We start from the raw sequence: 16563 nt of genomic DNA, 5'->3' as shown, positions 1-16563 counted from the left end.
TTATCTTTCAAAAGATCCTTTATTTCTAATTTTTTTTTGGAGTTGTAAAATACCATACAGTAAAGCTTCAGCAGATGGTGGGCATCCAGGAACATAAATATCAACTGGAACAATTTTATCACATCCACGAACAACAGAATAAGAATAATGATAATAACCACCACCATTAGCACAGCTACCCATCGATATTACATATCTTGGTTCTGGCATTTGATCATAAACTTTTCTTAAAGCTGGTGCCATTTTATTTGTTAAGGTTCCAGCAACAATCATAACATCAGATTGTCTAGGTGAGCCACGTGGTGCTGCACCAAATCTTTCCAAATCATACCTTGGCATTGCAGTTTGCATCATTTCTACTGCACAACATGCTAATCCAAAAGTCATCCAGTGTAATGAACCTGCTCTTGACCAGTTGATAAGATTATCTAATGATGTCGTTATAAAACCATTTTTACTAAAATCATCAGAAAGTTTTTTGAACTCTTCTGGTATTTGTTTATTATTATCTGTTAAATTCATGTTTTAAATTTTATTCCCAATCTAATGCACCTTTTTTCCACTCATAAATAAAACCGATTGTTAATATGAACAAAAAAATCATCATTGAAGAAAATCCTAATAAACCAATATTTCCCAAAGAAACTGCCCAAGGAAAAAGGAAAGCTATTTCTAAATCAAAAATTATAAAAAGAATTGCCACTAAATAAAACCTCACATCAAATTCTATTCTGGAATCTTCAAAGGGTTCAAATCCACACTCATAAGCTGATAGTTTTTCTGGATCAGGGTTTTTTGGTGAAAGAATTAAATTGATTATCACAAAGGCGCAACTCAGACCAATAGCTATTATTAGAAATAATATAATAGGCAGATAATCATTTAAAAATTCTGAAAGCATGAAGTCTATATAGCACTTTTTATATCATGTTGAAGTGCTCTTACGTCACAATTTATATGAAATTCACATTAAAAATGGGGAAAAGTGGCGGGAGTGAAGGGACTCGAACCCTCGACCTATCGCGTGACAGGCGATCGCTCTAACCAACTGAGCTACACCCCCACTTTTACATATTTTGGTGGGTAGTAAAGGACTCGAACCTTTGACCCCCTCGGTGTAAACGAGATGCTCTACCAGCTGAGCTAACCACCCTTAACCAAAATTATCGTTTAATTATAACAATTATTTATGAAAGTCAAAACAGATATTAAAAAAGAAAAGGATATAAATTGGCAATTATTGAATGCTAGCTTGAGATTTATCACCAGATTTAGAAATTTTTTCTACCTCTACCCATTCAACTCTCTTAAGTTCTTTAGTAAGAGCTATTTTTAACACTTCATCTGCATGTTCTACAGAAGTAATTTTAATATCATCAATTATTTTTTTAGGCATATCTACTAAATCTTTTTCATTTTCCTTAGGAATAATAACTTGCTTAATTCCAGCTCTATGGGCGGCAAGTAATTTTTCTTTTAATCCGCCAATCGGTAGGACTTGTCCTGTCAATGTAACTTCACCAGTCATGGCAACATCTCTTCTTACTGGATTATTAGTTATTGCTGAAACTATAGATGTAACCATTCCAATACCAGCTGAAGGCCCATCTTTTGGTGTGGCTCCTTCAGGTACATGAATATGAAAATCTTTTTTTTCAAATAATGGCGGTATAATTCCATAATCTAAACTCTTAGATCTAATGAATGATTTTGCCGCCTTAATAGATTCTTGCATTACCTCACCAAGTTTACCAGTAATTTGCATTCTACCTTTACCAGGCATAATGACAGTCTCAATTTTTAGGATTTCCCCTCCGTATTCTGTCCATGCTAAACCTGTAACAACGCCTATCTTATCTTTGTTTTCAAGTTCACCAAATTTAAATTTTTGTATACCTAGATAGTCTGGTAAATTTTTTAAATTAACATTAACTTCTTTTTCTTCTCCAGTTACAACTTTTTTTACAACTTTTCTTGCTACTTTAGAAATTTCTCTTTCTAAATTTCTGACACCAGACTCTTTTGTGTAACTTCTAATAATTTCTTTAACAATATCTTCAGATAAGGTCATTTCTTTTTCTTTAACACCATTGTCTTTAATCTGTTTTGGTAAAAGGTATTTGTTAGCAATATTAATTTTTTCATCTTCAGTATAACCAGCTAATCTTATTACTTCCATTCTATCTAAAAGTGGGGGTAATATATTTAATGTGTTTGCTGTTGTCACAAACATAACGTCGGATAGATCATAATCAACTTCAAGATAGTGATCGTTAAATGTCGCATTTTGCTCTGGATCTAAAGCTTCCAATAAAGCTGATGATGGGTCACCTCTATAATCGTTTCCGATTTTATCTATTTCATCAAGTAAAATTAAAGGATTTTTTGTTCCTGCTTTCTTCATCATTTGAATAATTTTCCCTGGCAAAGAACCAATATAAGTTCTTCTATGTCCTCTTATTTCAGCTTCATCACGCATTCCGCCAACAGAAACTCTAACAAACTCTCTGTTAGTAGCTTTAGCAATTGATTTACCTAATGATGTTTTTCCAACTCCAGGTGGGCCAACTAAACATAGAATTGGACCTTTAATTTTTTCCATTCTTTTTTGAACAGCTAAAAATTCAATAATTCTTTCTTTCACTTTTTCTAAGCCAAAATGATCTGCATCCAATACAGCTAATGCTTTTTTAAGATCCATAGCAATTTCACTTTTTTTAAACCAAGGAAGGTCAATCATCCAATCAAGATAATTTCTAATGACAGTAGCTTCTGCTGACATCGGGCTCATATTTTTTAACTTTTTAAGTTCTGCCATACATTTTTTTTCAACATCTTTCGGCATTTTGGATTTTAAAATAGATTTATTAAGACTTGACGTTTCATCTTTACCGTCCTCAATCTCACCTAATTCTTTTTGAATAGCTTTTAGTTGTTCATTTAAATAATACTCTCTTTGAGTTTTTTCCATTTGAGTCTTAACTCTGCCTCTGATTCTTTTCTCAACACCAATAATGCTAGTTTCATTTTCCATAATTTTAATTATAGAGTTAAGTCTTTTTTTAACATCGACTGTTTCAAAAATTTGTTGTTTTTCTGAAATGGTTGCTGTTAAATGAGATGCAATATTGTCAGCAATATGAGATGCGTTATTTAATTTTTTAATACTATTAATTGTTTCACTTGAAACTTTTTTATTAATCGATGTTAGTTTTTCAAGTCTTCTAACTGCTGTCATTGCTAGTGGAATTAGATCTTCATCTTTTGTAACTTCGTCATAGTGATGAGCGTATTCACAAACAATATACTTATCATTATCTTTATAATCTAAAATTTTAACTCTTTTACTACCTTCAACTAAAACTTTTACTGTACCGTCCGGTAATTTTAATAACTGTAGAATGTTTCCTTCACAACCATAAGTAAAAACATCAGTTTTTTTGGGATCATCTATCTCTGAATTTTTTTGTGTAACAAGAATTATTTTTTTATCTTTTTTCATCACCTCATTTAAAGCTGAGATAGACTTGTCTCTACCAACAAATAATGGAATAACCATATTTGGGAATACGACAATATCTCTTAATGGTAATAATGGTCTTACGATTTTAACATCCATGTTTTAAATATGGATATTAAATTCAATATTGCAATAGCTATTTATTAGTTATTAACGTTAAATTAGGCAGCAGATGTTTTGTCTATTTTAGTTTTATTGCTATTTTTTGAGTGAACTAAAATAGGCTGAGTTAGACCTTTGGCCGCACTAGCGTCAACGATAACCTCATCAACATTGTCTTGACTAGGCAAATCATACATAGTTTTTAATAGAATATTTTCTAAAATTGACCTAAGTCCTCTTGCACCTGTTTTTTTATTAATTGCTTTTTGTGCAATTTCTTTAATAGCGTTGTCTTTAAAGTTTAATTTTGCTCCATCTAACTTAAATAATTCTTGATATTGTTTGATTAAGGAATTTTTAGGCTCTTGCAATATTTTTACTAAAGATTTTTCATCAAGATCCTCTAAGGTAGCTATCATAGGTAACCTTCCAATAAACTCAGGTATCAAACCATATCTTAATAAATCCTCTGGTTCTAAACTTTTCATCCATTCACCAGTTTTTTTATCATCTGTTTTTTTGACATTCGCACCAAATCCAATCGAAGTTCCTTTGTCTCTTTGAGAAATTATTTTATCTAAACCTGCAAAAGCTCCTCCGCAAATAAATAAAATGTTAGTTGTATCAACTTGTAAAAATTCTTGTTGAGGGTGTTTTCTTCCTCCTTGAGGTGGTACACTTGCAACGGTTCCTTCCATAATTTTCAATAAAGCTTGCTGCACACCTTCACCAGAAACATCTCTTGTAATTGAAGGGTTTTCAGACTTTCTACTAATTTTATCAACCTCATCAATATAGACAATTCCTCTTTGCGCTTTTTCGACATTATAATCTGCAGCTTGTAATAATTTTAAAATAATATTTTCAACATCTTCACCAACATATCCTGCCTCTGTCAGTGTGGTTGCGTCTGCCATTGTAAAGGGTACATCTAAAATTCTTGCTAACGTTTGGGCTAATAAAGTTTTACCACAACCAGTAGGCCCAACTAAAAGAATATTCGATTTGGAAAGTTCAACTGTTTTACTAGTTTTACTTTCATAATTAAGTCTTTTATAGTGATTATGTACAGCTACTGATAAAACTTTTTTTGCATGGGGTTGACCAATAACATAGTCGTCTAATACAGCGCAAATTTCTTTTGGTGAAGGTAAACCATCTTGATGTTTAACAAAATTATCCTTGCTTTCTTCTTTGATGATATCCATACAAAGCTCAACACACTCATCACAAATGAATACAGTGGGACCTGCTATTAATTTTCTAACCTCATGCTGGCTCTTGCCACAGAATGAACAGTAAAGGATATTTTTATTATTTGTAGTCATAATTTATAAACGAATCATTTAATGTACTTTAATATAAATGAGTCATACTAATCAAGTATACGTTTGGTAACTATCAAGATGTTGTGTGTTAAGATCTATTTTCAACTACTTCATCAACTAAACCAAAATCTTTAGCAACTTCTGGATTCATAAAGTTGTCTCTTTCGAGAGCCTTTTTTACATCTTCAACTGATTTTCCAGTATGTTTGGAATAAATTTCATTAAGTCTCTTTTTCAATGACAAAACTTCGTTAGCATGTATCTCAATATCTGTGGCTTGTCCTTGAAATCCAGCTGATGGTTGGTGGACCATTATTCTAGAATTTGGGAGTGAAAACCTTTTACCTTTTTTTCCAGCAGCTAGTAAAAAAGATCCCATTGAAGCTGCTTGACCAATACACAAAGTTGACACATCAGGTTTTATATACTGCATCGTGTCATAAATACCTAACCCAGCTGTAACAAGTCCTCCAGGACTATTTATATATAAATTAATTTCTTTTTTGGGATCTTCAGATTCTAAAAATAAAAGTTGAGCTGTAACTAAGGATGCAACGTTATCATTAATAGGGCCAACTAGAAAAATTATTCTCTCTTTTAAAAGCCTAGAATAAATATCGTAAGCTCTTTCTCCTTTGTTTGATTGTTCCACAACCATAGGAACTAAGTTGTTCATTTGTTCAGAAAAATTTATTGTCATAAGTTGATTCTCTTAACTTATACAACTTGTGATTACTTATTGCTAACTTTTTTTGCTTTAGTTTCTTTAGATTTTGAAGTTTTTGGCTTAGCTTCATCTTTTTTAGAAGCTACTTTTTTTGCTGGTGCTTTTTTTTCTGCAGAATGGTTATGATCATGGTTGTGGTCAAGTTCTTGTTTTTGATGTTCTTTTAAAATTTTTTCTGCTTCTTCTTTCGTGATTTCTTTTTTATTGGATTTTGCCTTTGTTTTAATTAAATTTATAATTTTTTCTTCATAAACTGTTCCTCTTAAGCTAGCTAATGCAGATGGATTTTTTTGATAAAATTCCATAACCATTTTTTCTTGACCGGGCATCATTCTAAGTTGCTTTTGAACCTCTGCTTGAACTTCTTGTTCTGTAACTTTTATTTTATTTTGTTCACCAAATTCATTCAAAATTAATCCTACTTTAATTCTTTTCTTTGCAATATCCTCAAAATTTTTTCTACTTTTTTTAGCATCTTCTTCGCTCATTCCTTGTGCTAGTATTTTAACTTCTTCTTCTATTAAATTACCTGGAATTTCATCAACTTTAAAGTTTTCAATTTCTTTTAAAATTTTTGTTTTTGCTAATTTATCTAAAGAATTTTTATATTCGTCATTAATTTGTTTTGAAACTAGCAATTTTAAATCTGTAAGATCTTTTGCACCTAAGTTTTTTGCAAAAACATCATCAATTTTAACATCTTCAGATTTTTTTATAGCTATTATTTTACAAATAAATTTAGCTTTTTTATTTGCATATTCTTTTTGAGGATAATTCTCAGGAAGCGCAGCCTCTACCGATTTTTCGTCATTTTTTTTAACACCAATTAATTGCTCATCAAAACCTTTAATAAATAAATCCTTACCGAGTATTAATTGTGTGTTTTTTCCTTCACCACCAGTAAAATCTTTTCCATCGATTGTCGCTTTATAATCAAAGATTACAGAATTTCCATCAGTAGCTTTAATATCATCAGCAACATCTATGAAATTATTTTGACTTTTTGCTATTTCTTTAATTCTTTTATCAGTCTCTTTAGGGTCAATTTTTACTGTATATTCGTCAAATTTTATATTTTCTACAGACTTAAGCTCAACGTTAGGAAGCTCTGTTACAGAAATTACATATTCTAAATCTTTATCTTCACCATAAGTTTTTAAATCAAGCTTAGGCTGGCCAGCTGGTTTAATCTTATTATCGGCCAATGCTTTTGTTGATGAATCTTTTAACACTTTGTCTAAAACTTCACTAAAAATTGCTTGTCCAAATTGTCTTTTAAGAATTTCTTTAGGCACTTTTCCCAGTCTAAAACCTTTTAAGTTAACAGTTTTTTTAATTTCTTCATATTTTTCATCCATATGTAAGTTCATAGTTTTTTTGTCTATGAAAACTTTAATGTCTTTATTTAAGCCTTTTATGTTTTCTACTTTTACTTTCATAATTTATAATAACTTTTTGGTAGGCGAAAAAGGACTCGAACCTTCACATCTTTCAATACTGGTTCCTAAGACCAGCGCGTCTACCAATTCCGCCATTCGCCCAGAATTTAAGTGGCTTTATATATTATTGATATCATTTGTCCAATGACAATAATTATAAAATATAATAATAATCAATTATATTTACTGATAATTTAAAAAAATGATTATTTCACCTTGTATAAGTATATGTAAAACTGACCCACAAACTGGCTATTGCTATGGATGTGGTAGAAGCAATGAGGAAAAAAAATTGTGGAAACTGGAAGATACTTCTGATCAATGGAAAAGTGAAAATTTGACTAATATTCAAGAGAGACTTTCTGGTTGGCAATTAGAAAGTTTTAAGGACTCATATAAATATAAAACTGAGAATGGTATTTCTCTTTTTAAAAAAAATTTAATTAATGAGTAAGTCTACAGTAGCTATATTGCTTTATATATTGGGCCTGATCTTTGGTGCTATGGCTCTAGATCTATGGAGCGCTGATACTGGTCCCAAAGCATTTATAGGGATTATATGGACTGTAATTTTATTAATTGCACTCTTTTACACTGATAAATATGAAAAAAAATAATTTTTATAATAAGTTTTTACTTTTATCATTTTTATTTATTAATTTTCAAACAATAATTTTTTCACAAATAATGCATCTAACAAATTGTAAAGACCTTAGACATAGTTTTATTAAAAATGAATACATTTTAGATTTTAATAAGTCTTTAATGACAAGAAACTTCATTTATGACAATAAGACTTATAAAAAACTTAAATTAACAGATTTAAGTATAAAAAAAGAAAACTCCCTCGAAAAATTTATATATGAAGAAAATAATTTATTTTTTACAGATAAAGTTGGCTATCCACAATTTTATACACAGCTACTTTTTGAAAAAAATAATCCAATAATTAGAATTAAGACAGTAATTAATAATGAAGAAGGTACAACAAAATTATCAACCTGTGGTAAGGTGGATGTCTTTGAGGAAGAGAGTTAAGATTTTTTGTTTGTTGTATTAGTCTTATTGGACTTATTAACAAAATTTATTTTTTTTGATCCAAATTTAGTATTTGTAATATTACTACGGTGTTTTGCAAAAGCTTGCTTTTGGGCTAACTTCATTGCTTTTTTGGAAGACATGTGTGTACTCTATATTTTTTTATAATAAAATATAGTTTTAATTGTTAAGTGTATTTAGCCTTCCTAAAATATTATAATCTTTATCTGCTATAACAATTTCACCTGATGATACAGATAAATTTAAAATTTCAGAAATTACGACGTAATGTGTAACAAGTATTAAATTATTTTTTCCATTCCAGTTTTTTATATATTCCTTTAATTCTTTTATTTGCTTATCCTTATTATGAGAAAACTCTTGACTAAAAAAAGAATTTAAAAAATCTCTAATTTCATAGCTGTTAAAAGCATACTCTGCTGTTTGTTTACATCTACACCATTCGCTAGATAAAACTTTGCCAATTTTTATATCGTTTTGTCTAAAAAAATGACCTATTCGCTTTGATTGTTCAACTCCATCTATGTTTAAATTACGTTGTGTTAGACAATTTGATATCCTAAACCCGTCTGGATCACCACTACCCGGTGCATATGCATGTCTTATGAATATTAATTTTCCACCATCTTTAAATATTTTCTTAAATTCATTAGCTGAAATACCTTTAAATGAAGTAGTGAAAGATATAAGTAGGATTATGATAATTTTAACTAATTTCATTAATGAGTATTAAATTTAAAAAATTAAATAATACAATAATTAAATGTAAAAAATGTCCTAGACTAATAGAATATAGTAAAAAAATTTCATATACGAAAAGAAAACAAAATATAGCCGAATTGTATTGGGGAAAACCAGTACCCGGTTTTGGTGATGTTAATGCAAAATTAATAATAATTGGTCTAGCACCAGCTGCTCATGGTGGAACAAGGACAGGTAGACCATTTACTGGTGATAGATCTGGTGACTTTCTATTTAGTTGTCTAAAAAAGACAGAAATATCTAACCTGTCAACTTCCACCCATATTAATGATGGTTTAAAACTTAAAAGTACCTATATCACAAATATCTTAAAATGTGTTCCTCCTGGTGACAAACCATTAAATCAAGAACTAAATAACTGCTCAAATTATTTTGATAAGGAAATCAAAAATTTAAAAAACTTAAAAGTTATAATAAGTCTAGGAAAAGTTGCGTTTGATAATTGTTTAAAATTTTATAAAAAAAATTATGTAATGAAGCAAAAATTCTTATTTAAACATGGGGCCAAATATACTCTACCAGATGGTAAGATTTTAATTCCATGTTACCACCCAAGCCCACGTAATGTTAATACAAAAGTTATTAATAAACCAAAAATGATGAAGCTTATTAAATTTGCTAAGAAAGCAATCTAAACTTTAATACTGTCACAAAAATAAGGTTTAAAATCTTTAAATAAATTATCTGGTATTTTGATAGGTTTGCCTTCATTATTGACAAAAACTAAATGTACTTTTGCTTCAACTATAAGGTCTTCTCCTCTTGAGATATACTGGTTCATAATAAAAGATGTTTTTGTAACTGACTTAACAAAAGACCTAATACTTAACTCGTCCTCGAGATGAGAAGAAATTTTGTATTCAATATTACATGATTTAACTATAATTAAAGCCCCAAAATCCTCTTTAATTTTTTTATTATTAAAACCTAAAGTAACTAAAGCTTCAGTTCTAGCTCTTTCAAGAAATTTTAAATAATTAGCATAATACACAACACCACCAGCATCAGTATCTTCATAATAAACTTTAAGTTTGTGAAAAAAATTCTCATGCATAATTTTATAATATCAAAAAAAAATTATTTTAATAGTAAACTAAGATATGGTTTTTTTAATGAAAATTTATATAATTTGGCTAATTACTGTAATAGCTTGGAATTTTGGTGTCCCAGACGCCGCTCCAATAGAAGATGTTGTTGTTGCAATCCTCTTATCTTTTTTGAGTATCGGCTTTAAAAAAATTATTAAATAATTTCTATTTAGCTGAAAAATAAATATTTTGATAATAAGATATAGCTTTTAATTTTGAGTTATCTGTATCTGTCATTATTGCGACACCAGAGATATCTGTAACATCTATACCATGTAGCTTCATAAAGTCATCTCTGACATTGGCTTTAACAGTTACCCATGTATCAAGATTATTTTTTGTTGAAGATAACACATAATCAATTGACTTTTTTGTATAGGGGCTAGGCCAATTTTTTCCTACTTTATTATTACTCGAAAATACATAATTTATTGCCCTGTTTGATAGAGCTGTCGACCCAGTTTTTTTTATAACGAATACTCTAGCGGCATAATCATGCCCTTTTTTGCTATTTTCTACTATACCCTTTAAATCTTTTTCAACTTTCCAGGTAATATTAATAAAAGGAGTTTTTAACAAATCAATTAAAACTTCTTTACCTAATCCAGAGCCCCTAGCTTCAGCTTCAGCTTTAATAAAATTACCATTTATGTTTGACCCAAGTGTCCATGTTGTTTCACCTTTATATTTCTTTCCAACTTTCAATGTTTTAAATTCTTCTTCTGTAAATTCAAAAACAGTAGCTTTTTCAGCGGTTACGCTGTTAGAAATCATAAATGAGACAAGTAATACTATTAAAAAATTTTTAATCATAAATTTACTATATATCCATTTATTTTTAAAAAACAATATTTGAACAAATTTTAAACAACTAAAGATCAATATTGAAGCTTACTAGGAGTAAATGAAATCGATATCTATATTTGTACTTTTAATTTATTGGTCAATAATTTTGCTTGCACCCGTTATCTCTGAGGAAAATAAAACTAATTTCAAAATGTTGAAAACAACACTTAATAAGTAGATCTACCACCACTAATATCAAAAACTGCTGCTGTTGAGAATGAATTTTCTTCAGAAGAAAGCCAGCAAATTAGTGATGTAAATTCTTCTATTTCAAGAAATCTACCTCTTGGTACTTTGGATAGCATTCTAGCGACATGTTCTTTTGACATTTGATCTAAAATTCTTGTCTTAGCACCAGCTGGCGTAACAGCATTAACAGCAATATTTTTATCAGCCAATTCTTTACCTAGTGATTTAGTTAAACCAATAGCACCTGCTTTAGCTGAACTATAAGCACTTGCATTTGCATTACCATCTTTTCCCGCAACAGAGGCAACATTAACAATTCTACCATAATTGTTTTTGAGCATATGGGGAACAACACACTTACAACAATTAAATGTTCCCATTAAATTAATTTGAACTATCTTGTTCCACTCATCAACATCATAATCCCATAATGAAGAGGTTGATCCAGTAATGCCTGCATTATTAATTAAAATATCAATATTTGAAGATTGTGCTATTTCATCGACAGTTTCTTTGACGGTTTTAAAGTTAGACACATCAACAACATTGTATGAAAGATTTGTATTATTTATTGTTTTGACTACTTTTTTTAATTCTTTTTCATCTATATCCCAAATGATAGCTTTTGCACCAGAGTTTAAAAAACGTTTAGCAATATCCAGGCCAAAACCTTGTGCACCACCAGTAATGATTGCTGTTTTTTCATTTAAATCAAATTGATGCATAGAATTATTTACTAGCTAACAAGTAGTAAGTCAATGAAGAGATAAATGCTCCAATAATCCAAGAGAAGGAATGAAAGTTCATTAAACTTTCGTTCCAAATTGTTGATGCTGCAAAAATAAAACCTAAAAATAAAGAATAGACCGCTTTAATATGCCAGCCATTAGAATAAAAATATAAGCTATTTCTTTCTGTAGAAAAGATATCTTTGTTATCTAAATTTGTTTTTTTAATTAAATAAAAATCAATGACCATAATGCCAAACAAAGGTCCAAAAAAAGCACCAAAAGTATCTACAAAGGCTAAAATTCCAATTTGACTTAAAAGCGGTAACCAAAAAATACCTATAATAAATCCTAATATAGCAATAATAAATCCAGCAGTTTTTAGATTAAGTTTCATTGGCATAATGTTTAATAATATATTTTGTGTTGGTACATAATTAGCTATTAAATTTGTAGATGCTGATGAAAAAATTATAAAAATTAAAACTATTACTGTTAATTCTGTATTGTCTATTTTTCCAATTATATCTGTTGGATTTGTTAAAATTCTTTCCATATTTTCTAAGTTTTTATTGAGGAAAATATCTGCACCAATAACAATGAATACGGCAAAAAATGAAAATAATAATAGGTTAATAATCAAACTTAAATTTCCATTTTTTAATTCATTATCATTTTTTACATACCTGCTAAAATCACCAAAATTCACAATTACTATTGAGAAGTAAGCAAAAATTGTCCCTGCAACTGTAATTAGTGGAGCTAAATTATTTTTATCAAATAGATTGTTGATTGAAAATATATCTACAAATGCTGTTGAAGTAACTTTAACATCATAAAGAAAAACTGTTAGAAAGAATATAAGCATTCCTGAATAAACAGTTACTGCTGAAAACCTTATAATAGATCTGTTAAATTTATGACTTTTACTAAATAAGTAGGCTTGTAAAAAAATAGCAATAATAAATGCTACTCCATCAATAATATTTAGTCCTAAAAGAAAAACTAAAAAAATTTCATTATCTAAAAAAGTATTGTCAAAGGAAAAAATACAAATTCTTATTAAAAAACTAAATAATCTTGATAAAAAATATGTTTGGATACCAAACATAAAGATGCCTACTAAACCTCTAAATAAACCAAAGTATTTTGCACCCTTTACACCTAAAGAACTTCTTAAAATTACTGCAAATGGTAAAGCATATTTTTGTGAAGGCCTTCCTATTAAATTAGCTAAAAAGTAAACAAGAATTGAGGCTATTAATGTTCCAAATAAAACAACAAAAACATTCAATTCATAAACTAAATAAAGAGACGCAATTAAAGAAAATCCAATTACACTTTGAATGTTACACCCCCAGAAACAAAATAAATCTTTCCAATCCCAATTTTTATCGTTAGGGTTTACTGAAACTAATTCCCAATTAATAAGACTTTTTTTTGATTTAATTTGATTCACCTTTCAGATAATAAACTAATAAATTCTACTGTCCATATAGATAGCTTGGAAGCCACAAAGCAATCTGTGGAAATGCAATAATTAAAATTAATCCAATTACTTGAATAACCATAAATTGCATCATTCCATGATAAATATCTTTAAGATCCCATTCTGGAACTACACCTTTAAGAAAATAAGCGGATAAAGCAACAGGTGGTGAGAGCCAAGCAGTCTGGAGATTTACTGCAACAAGAATTGCAAACCAAGTTAAATTAAACCCAAGAGCTTCAACTAAAGGTAATATAATAGGCACAATAATCATAACAATAGGTACCCACTCTAAGGGCCATCCTAAAAGAAAAATCATAACCATGATCATTGCAAGAATTAAGTATCTATTCATTTCTAAACCTAACAAGAAGTCAGTTAATAACATTGGTGTACCTAGTCTTGAAAATACTGCTCCAAAAAAATTTGATGCAGCAACTAAAACCATTATTAATGCTGAAATTTCTAAAGTTTTAACCAAAGCTTCTTGTAATCTTCCAAATGTTAGCTTTCTATAAGCTAGAGCCAATAATAAAGAACCCATTGCACCACAACCAGCGGCTTCTGTGGGTGTTGCAAAACCAAATAATATACTCCCAAGCGAAGCAAAAACTAAAGCTGCAGGAGGAACTAAGCCAATAAAAAACTCTTTCCAAACAGCCACCATACTAGTAGCTCTCAATTCAACTGGAAGAACTGGTCCTAAACTTGGATCAATCCAACATCTAATGGTCGTATAGGCGGCATAAAGAGTTGCCAACAATATTCCTGGAATGATTGCTGCAGCAAATAAGTCTGTAACGGGTATTTCCATTATAGGTCCCATAACAACTAGCATAATGCTTGGTGGAATTAAAATTCCTAAAGTACCACCAGCAGTAATTGTGCCAGCTGCAAGCCTAACGTTATAACCAGACTTGTTCATTGATTTTGCAGCCATAATTCCTAAAATTGTTACTGATGCCCCAACAATTCCTGTTGCTGCTGCAAAAACAACAGAAACAAATAATACAGCGTAATATAAAGAGCCTCTTACTTTGGCTAACATTAACTGAAAAGCTGAAAATAATCTTTCCATTAAACCAGCTTGTTCCATCATAATTCCCATAAACACAAATAGTGGTACAGCAGCTAAAGTTTGTTCTGTCATAACCATTGAAAACTGTAAGGTCATCAAATAAAATACTAATTTACCGAATCCTAGATACCCAAAGAAAAATCCTAAAAATATTAAGGTAAATGAAATTGGAAAGCCTACAAAAATGGAAAACAACATTACACCTATTAGGATAAATCCTAGAATAGCTGGGTCCATGAATTCTGCTAACATTACTCGTCTCCTCCTGGCCACTTACCTTTTGTAGCCGCCCAATAGCTTTTAAACAATTCTGAAATACCTTGAACAATTAAAAATACTATTCCTAACCATAAACATGATTTAATTGGCCACATAAAAGGCATCCATGCTGTGTCCATTCCTTTTTCACCTCTCATAATAGATTCTTGTAAAAAAATCGTCGACATATAAAGAAAAACGCTTAAACCTGGAAAATAAAATATTAAATATAACCAAAAATCAATCTTACCTTGAGTTTTAGTTTTAAAATTTCTGTATAAAAAGTCTGCTCTTATATGAACACCTTTAGATAATGCGTAACCCGCTCCTAACATAAACAAAGCACCATATAAAAATCTACTCATGTCATATGCCCACATTGTTGGTGCATTAAATAACTTTCTAGCTAAAACTTCATAAACCATTGCAAATATTAAGGGTATGGTAATCCAACAAACTACATTACCAATATATTTATTAGCTAAATCAATTTTTGTAATAGTTAATGCCATCCATTTTGGCATGTCTTTAGGCATTGGACCCGACCCACCTCTTCTTTCAGCAATCATTTCATCTGAAATATCAAGCTTCATAGGATTGATTTCTTCTTTTGGTTTTTGGGAATCGTGGTTTCTTGGCATAAATAATTTCTCTAAAAAAAAGAAGCGGACTGTTAAGTCCGCTTCAATTGTAATTATCTTTTATCTAGATACTACTTTAATGTTTCTGCGTGAGCCATTCCTAGCTTAGCATTTGACATTTGAGATCCAGACCAAAAAGGAACAGCTATGTCTGCAAAGTCTTTTTGAGACTGCCATACTTTAGCAAAGAATGGGTTCTTAGCCGCATTTTTTTCTAAAGCTGCTTTTGCTGCAGCCATATATGCTGGAAAATAATCAGCTGGTGTGTCATGTAAAATAACACCATGCTTTGTAGTTAGCTCATGTAGAGCTTTTCCATTTTCATATATTCTGTAACTCATTGATTTTGATAGAGATGCATTTGCAGCAACTTCTAAAGCTTTTTTCTCAATTGCAGACATTTTTTTGTACTTAGAGCCTGTAATATAGAAGTCAGCATTTACTACTACTTGGTGAAGACCTTGTAGGTAGTAATGTTTTAGAACTTTCTGGAAACCAAATGTCATATCCGGCTTAGGACAACACCATTCAGCAGCATCAATTGTTCCTGCTTCAAGAGCTGGTAAAATATCTCCACCACCCATTGCAACAGAAGCTACGCCAATATCTTTATAAGTTTGTCCTGGAATTCCTGGAGGAGTTCTGAACTTGTATTTTCTAAAGTCAGCCATGCTATTGATTGGCTCTTTGAACCAACCTAAAGCTTCAGGGCCTACTGGTTGTAACATAAATCCTTTGATGTCTCTTCCCATTTCAGTCCATAATTGGTCGTAAAGTTCTTTACCACCACCATATTGGAACCAAGATAAAAATGCGATATTGTCGATACCAACACCTGCACCTGCTACTGGCGAACCAAATAACATAGCTGCTGGGTGGTCGCCTGACCAATAGTGAGTCCAAGCAAAACCACAATCGATTAATCCTTTATCAACTGCATCTAAAGTTTCCTTAACACCAACCACTGAACCAGCTGGCATAATTTCGAACTTAAGTGACCCCTGAGTTAGCGCAGTTACCGTGTCAGTGAAATCTTTTAACATTTTCACTTCATCAGCTTTTGCACTAATTACAGTTTGGCACTTAAGAGTTTGTGCAGAATTTGCTCCTGTAACAGTCATTACTGTTAAAAGAAGAGTTCCTACAACTAATGATATGATTTTTTTCATATTATATATTTCCCTCTTGTTGTGTTTTTTATAAGAAAAGCACTTTCTCAAATAAATAAAATTAAAACAACTACTAATACATAAAAAGTAATGTTTATAAGCGTTGGTAATACTGGTATTTTTAATTTTTGTGATTATAA

At 30.4% G+C, this 16563-nt stretch carries 20 protein-coding genes and 3 tRNA genes; 5 read left to right on the top strand and 18 right to left on the bottom strand.

Annotated features, from left to right (window positions below; all coding sequences use genetic code 11):
- The 9 genes from ABXT47_RS02435 to ABXT47_RS02395 form a co-directional block, all read right to left on the bottom strand.
- Complete coding sequence (locus ABXT47_RS02435; RefSeq protein WP_415309159.1) at nt 1-522, bottom strand: NuoB/complex I 20 kDa subunit family protein; 522 nt, start codon at nt 520-522, stop codon at nt 1-3.
- 10 nt (nt 523-532) lie between these two features.
- Nucleotides 533-901 (bottom strand): NADH-quinone oxidoreductase subunit A, encoded by a 369-nt coding sequence (locus ABXT47_RS02430; RefSeq protein ID WP_415309158.1) that lies wholly within the window; start codon nt 899-901, stop codon nt 533-535.
- A gap of 85 nt (nt 902-986) precedes the next feature.
- Nucleotides 987-1063 (bottom strand) — tRNA-Asp (locus tag ABXT47_RS02425).
- Between the two features lie 14 nt (nt 1064-1077).
- Nucleotides 1078-1153: transfer RNA gene (locus tag ABXT47_RS02420), tRNA-Val, on the bottom strand.
- 84 nt (nt 1154-1237) lie between these two features.
- Nucleotides 1238-3619, bottom strand: coding sequence for an endopeptidase La (lon, locus tag ABXT47_RS02415; protein ID WP_415309157.1), 2382 nt, complete (start codon nt 3617-3619; stop codon nt 1238-1240).
- A gap of 62 nt (nt 3620-3681) precedes the next feature.
- The gene (gene clpX / locus ABXT47_RS02410) at nt 3682-4950 is read right to left on the bottom strand and encodes an ATP-dependent Clp protease ATP-binding subunit ClpX (protein ID WP_415309156.1); all 1269 of its coding nucleotides are present in this window, start codon (nt 4948-4950) and stop codon (nt 3682-3684) included.
- A gap of 88 nt (nt 4951-5038) precedes the next feature.
- On the bottom strand, nt 5039-5650 hold the full coding sequence (gene clpP, locus ABXT47_RS02405) for an ATP-dependent Clp endopeptidase proteolytic subunit ClpP (protein WP_415309155.1): 612 nt from the start codon (nt 5648-5650) through the stop codon (nt 5039-5041).
- A 32-nt stretch (nt 5651-5682) separates the two neighbouring features.
- Nucleotides 5683-7116, bottom strand: coding sequence for a trigger factor (gene tig, locus ABXT47_RS02400; protein ID WP_415309154.1), 1434 nt, complete (start codon nt 7114-7116; stop codon nt 5683-5685).
- 17 nt (nt 7117-7133) lie between these two features.
- Nucleotides 7134-7218: transfer RNA gene (locus ABXT47_RS02395), tRNA-Leu, on the bottom strand.
- A 100-nt stretch (nt 7219-7318) separates the two neighbouring features.
- Here ABXT47_RS02395 and ABXT47_RS02390 point away from each other — a divergent pair.
- From ABXT47_RS02390 to ABXT47_RS02380, 3 genes are read left to right on the top strand one after another with little or no spacing between them, the layout of a single operon-like run.
- On the top strand, nt 7319-7570 hold the full coding sequence (locus ABXT47_RS02390; RefSeq protein ID WP_415309153.1) for a DUF1289 domain-containing protein: 252 nt from the start codon (nt 7319-7321) through the stop codon (nt 7568-7570).
- Nucleotides 7563-7733 carry a hypothetical protein gene (locus tag ABXT47_RS02385; protein WP_415309152.1) on the top strand — a complete coding sequence of 57 codons (171 nt, stop codon included), beginning with the start codon at nt 7563-7565 and terminating at the stop codon, nt 7731-7733. Before ABXT47_RS02390 ends, ABXT47_RS02385 begins: the two co-directional genes overlap by 8 nt.
- Complete coding sequence (locus ABXT47_RS02380) at nt 7720-8154, top strand: hypothetical protein (protein WP_415309151.1); 435 nt, start codon at nt 7720-7722, stop codon at nt 8152-8154. Before ABXT47_RS02385 ends, ABXT47_RS02380 begins: the two co-directional genes overlap by 14 nt.
- Here ABXT47_RS02380 and ABXT47_RS02375 read toward each other — a convergent pair.
- Entirely contained in the window at nt 8151-8297 is a 147-nt protein-coding gene (locus tag ABXT47_RS02375; RefSeq protein WP_415309150.1) for a hypothetical protein, read from the bottom strand. The genes ABXT47_RS02380 and ABXT47_RS02375 overlap by 4 nt on opposite strands.
- Before the next feature lie 37 nt (nt 8298-8334).
- A complete protein-coding gene (locus ABXT47_RS02370; RefSeq protein WP_415309149.1) occupies nt 8335-8895 on the bottom strand; it encodes a histidine phosphatase family protein in 561 nt (186 codons plus the stop codon).
- Between the two features lie 2 nt (nt 8896-8897).
- On the opposite strand from ABXT47_RS02370, the gene ABXT47_RS02365 reads away from it, so the two are divergent.
- Nucleotides 8898-9572 (top strand): uracil-DNA glycosylase, encoded by a 675-nt coding sequence (locus ABXT47_RS02365; protein ID WP_415309148.1) that lies wholly within the window; start codon nt 8898-8900, stop codon nt 9570-9572.
- Here the strand turns inward: ABXT47_RS02365 and ABXT47_RS02360 are convergent.
- Entirely contained in the window at nt 9569-9991 is a 423-nt protein-coding gene (locus ABXT47_RS02360; protein WP_415309147.1) for a YbgC/FadM family acyl-CoA thioesterase, read from the bottom strand. The genes ABXT47_RS02365 and ABXT47_RS02360 overlap by 4 nt on opposite strands.
- Nucleotides 9992-10049: 58 nt before the next feature.
- On the opposite strand from ABXT47_RS02360, the gene ABXT47_RS02355 reads away from it, so the two are divergent.
- A complete protein-coding gene (locus ABXT47_RS02355; protein WP_415309146.1) occupies nt 10050-10187 on the top strand; it encodes a hypothetical protein in 138 nt (45 codons plus the stop codon).
- Between the two features lie 3 nt (nt 10188-10190).
- Here ABXT47_RS02355 and ABXT47_RS02350 read toward each other — a convergent pair whose 3' ends face one another.
- The 6 genes from ABXT47_RS02350 to ABXT47_RS02325 all read right to left on the bottom strand — a co-directional run bounded on the left by ABXT47_RS02350 (nt 10191) and on the right by ABXT47_RS02325 (nt 16423).
- The gene (locus ABXT47_RS02350) at nt 10191-10838 is read right to left on the bottom strand and encodes a DUF3047 domain-containing protein (RefSeq protein ID WP_415309145.1); all 648 of its coding nucleotides are present in this window, start codon (nt 10836-10838) and stop codon (nt 10191-10193) included.
- A 200-nt stretch (nt 10839-11038) separates the two neighbouring features.
- Nucleotides 11039-11785, bottom strand: a complete 747-nt coding sequence (locus ABXT47_RS02345) for an SDR family NAD(P)-dependent oxidoreductase (protein ID WP_415309144.1) — start codon at nt 11783-11785, stop codon at nt 11039-11041.
- 4 nt (nt 11786-11789) lie between these two features.
- Nucleotides 11790-13247, bottom strand: a complete 1458-nt coding sequence (locus ABXT47_RS02340) for a cytosine permease (protein WP_415309143.1) — start codon at nt 13245-13247, stop codon at nt 11790-11792.
- Nucleotides 13248-13272: 25 nt separating this feature from the next.
- Nucleotides 13273-14607 carry a TRAP transporter large permease gene (locus ABXT47_RS02335; RefSeq protein ID WP_415309142.1) on the bottom strand — a complete coding sequence of 445 codons (1335 nt, stop codon included), beginning with the start codon at nt 14605-14607 and terminating at the stop codon, nt 13273-13275.
- Nucleotides 14607-15254, bottom strand: coding sequence for a TRAP transporter small permease subunit (locus tag ABXT47_RS02330; protein WP_415309141.1), 648 nt, complete (start codon nt 15252-15254; stop codon nt 14607-14609). The genes ABXT47_RS02335 and ABXT47_RS02330 overlap by 1 nt, the downstream gene beginning before the upstream one ends.
- A 71-nt stretch (nt 15255-15325) precedes the next feature.
- Entirely contained in the window at nt 15326-16423 is a 1098-nt protein-coding gene (locus ABXT47_RS02325; RefSeq protein ID WP_415309140.1) for a TRAP transporter substrate-binding protein, read from the bottom strand.
- Nucleotides 16424-16563: the final 140 nt, after the last annotated feature.

The organism is Candidatus Pelagibacter sp. Uisw_099_02 (assembly GCF_047727625.1).
Lineage (GTDB): Bacteria > Pseudomonadota > Alphaproteobacteria > Pelagibacterales > Pelagibacteraceae > Pelagibacter.
The sequence above is the reverse complement of the archived record's forward strand: the minus strand, read 5'-3'. Positions and strand labels throughout refer to the sequence as shown.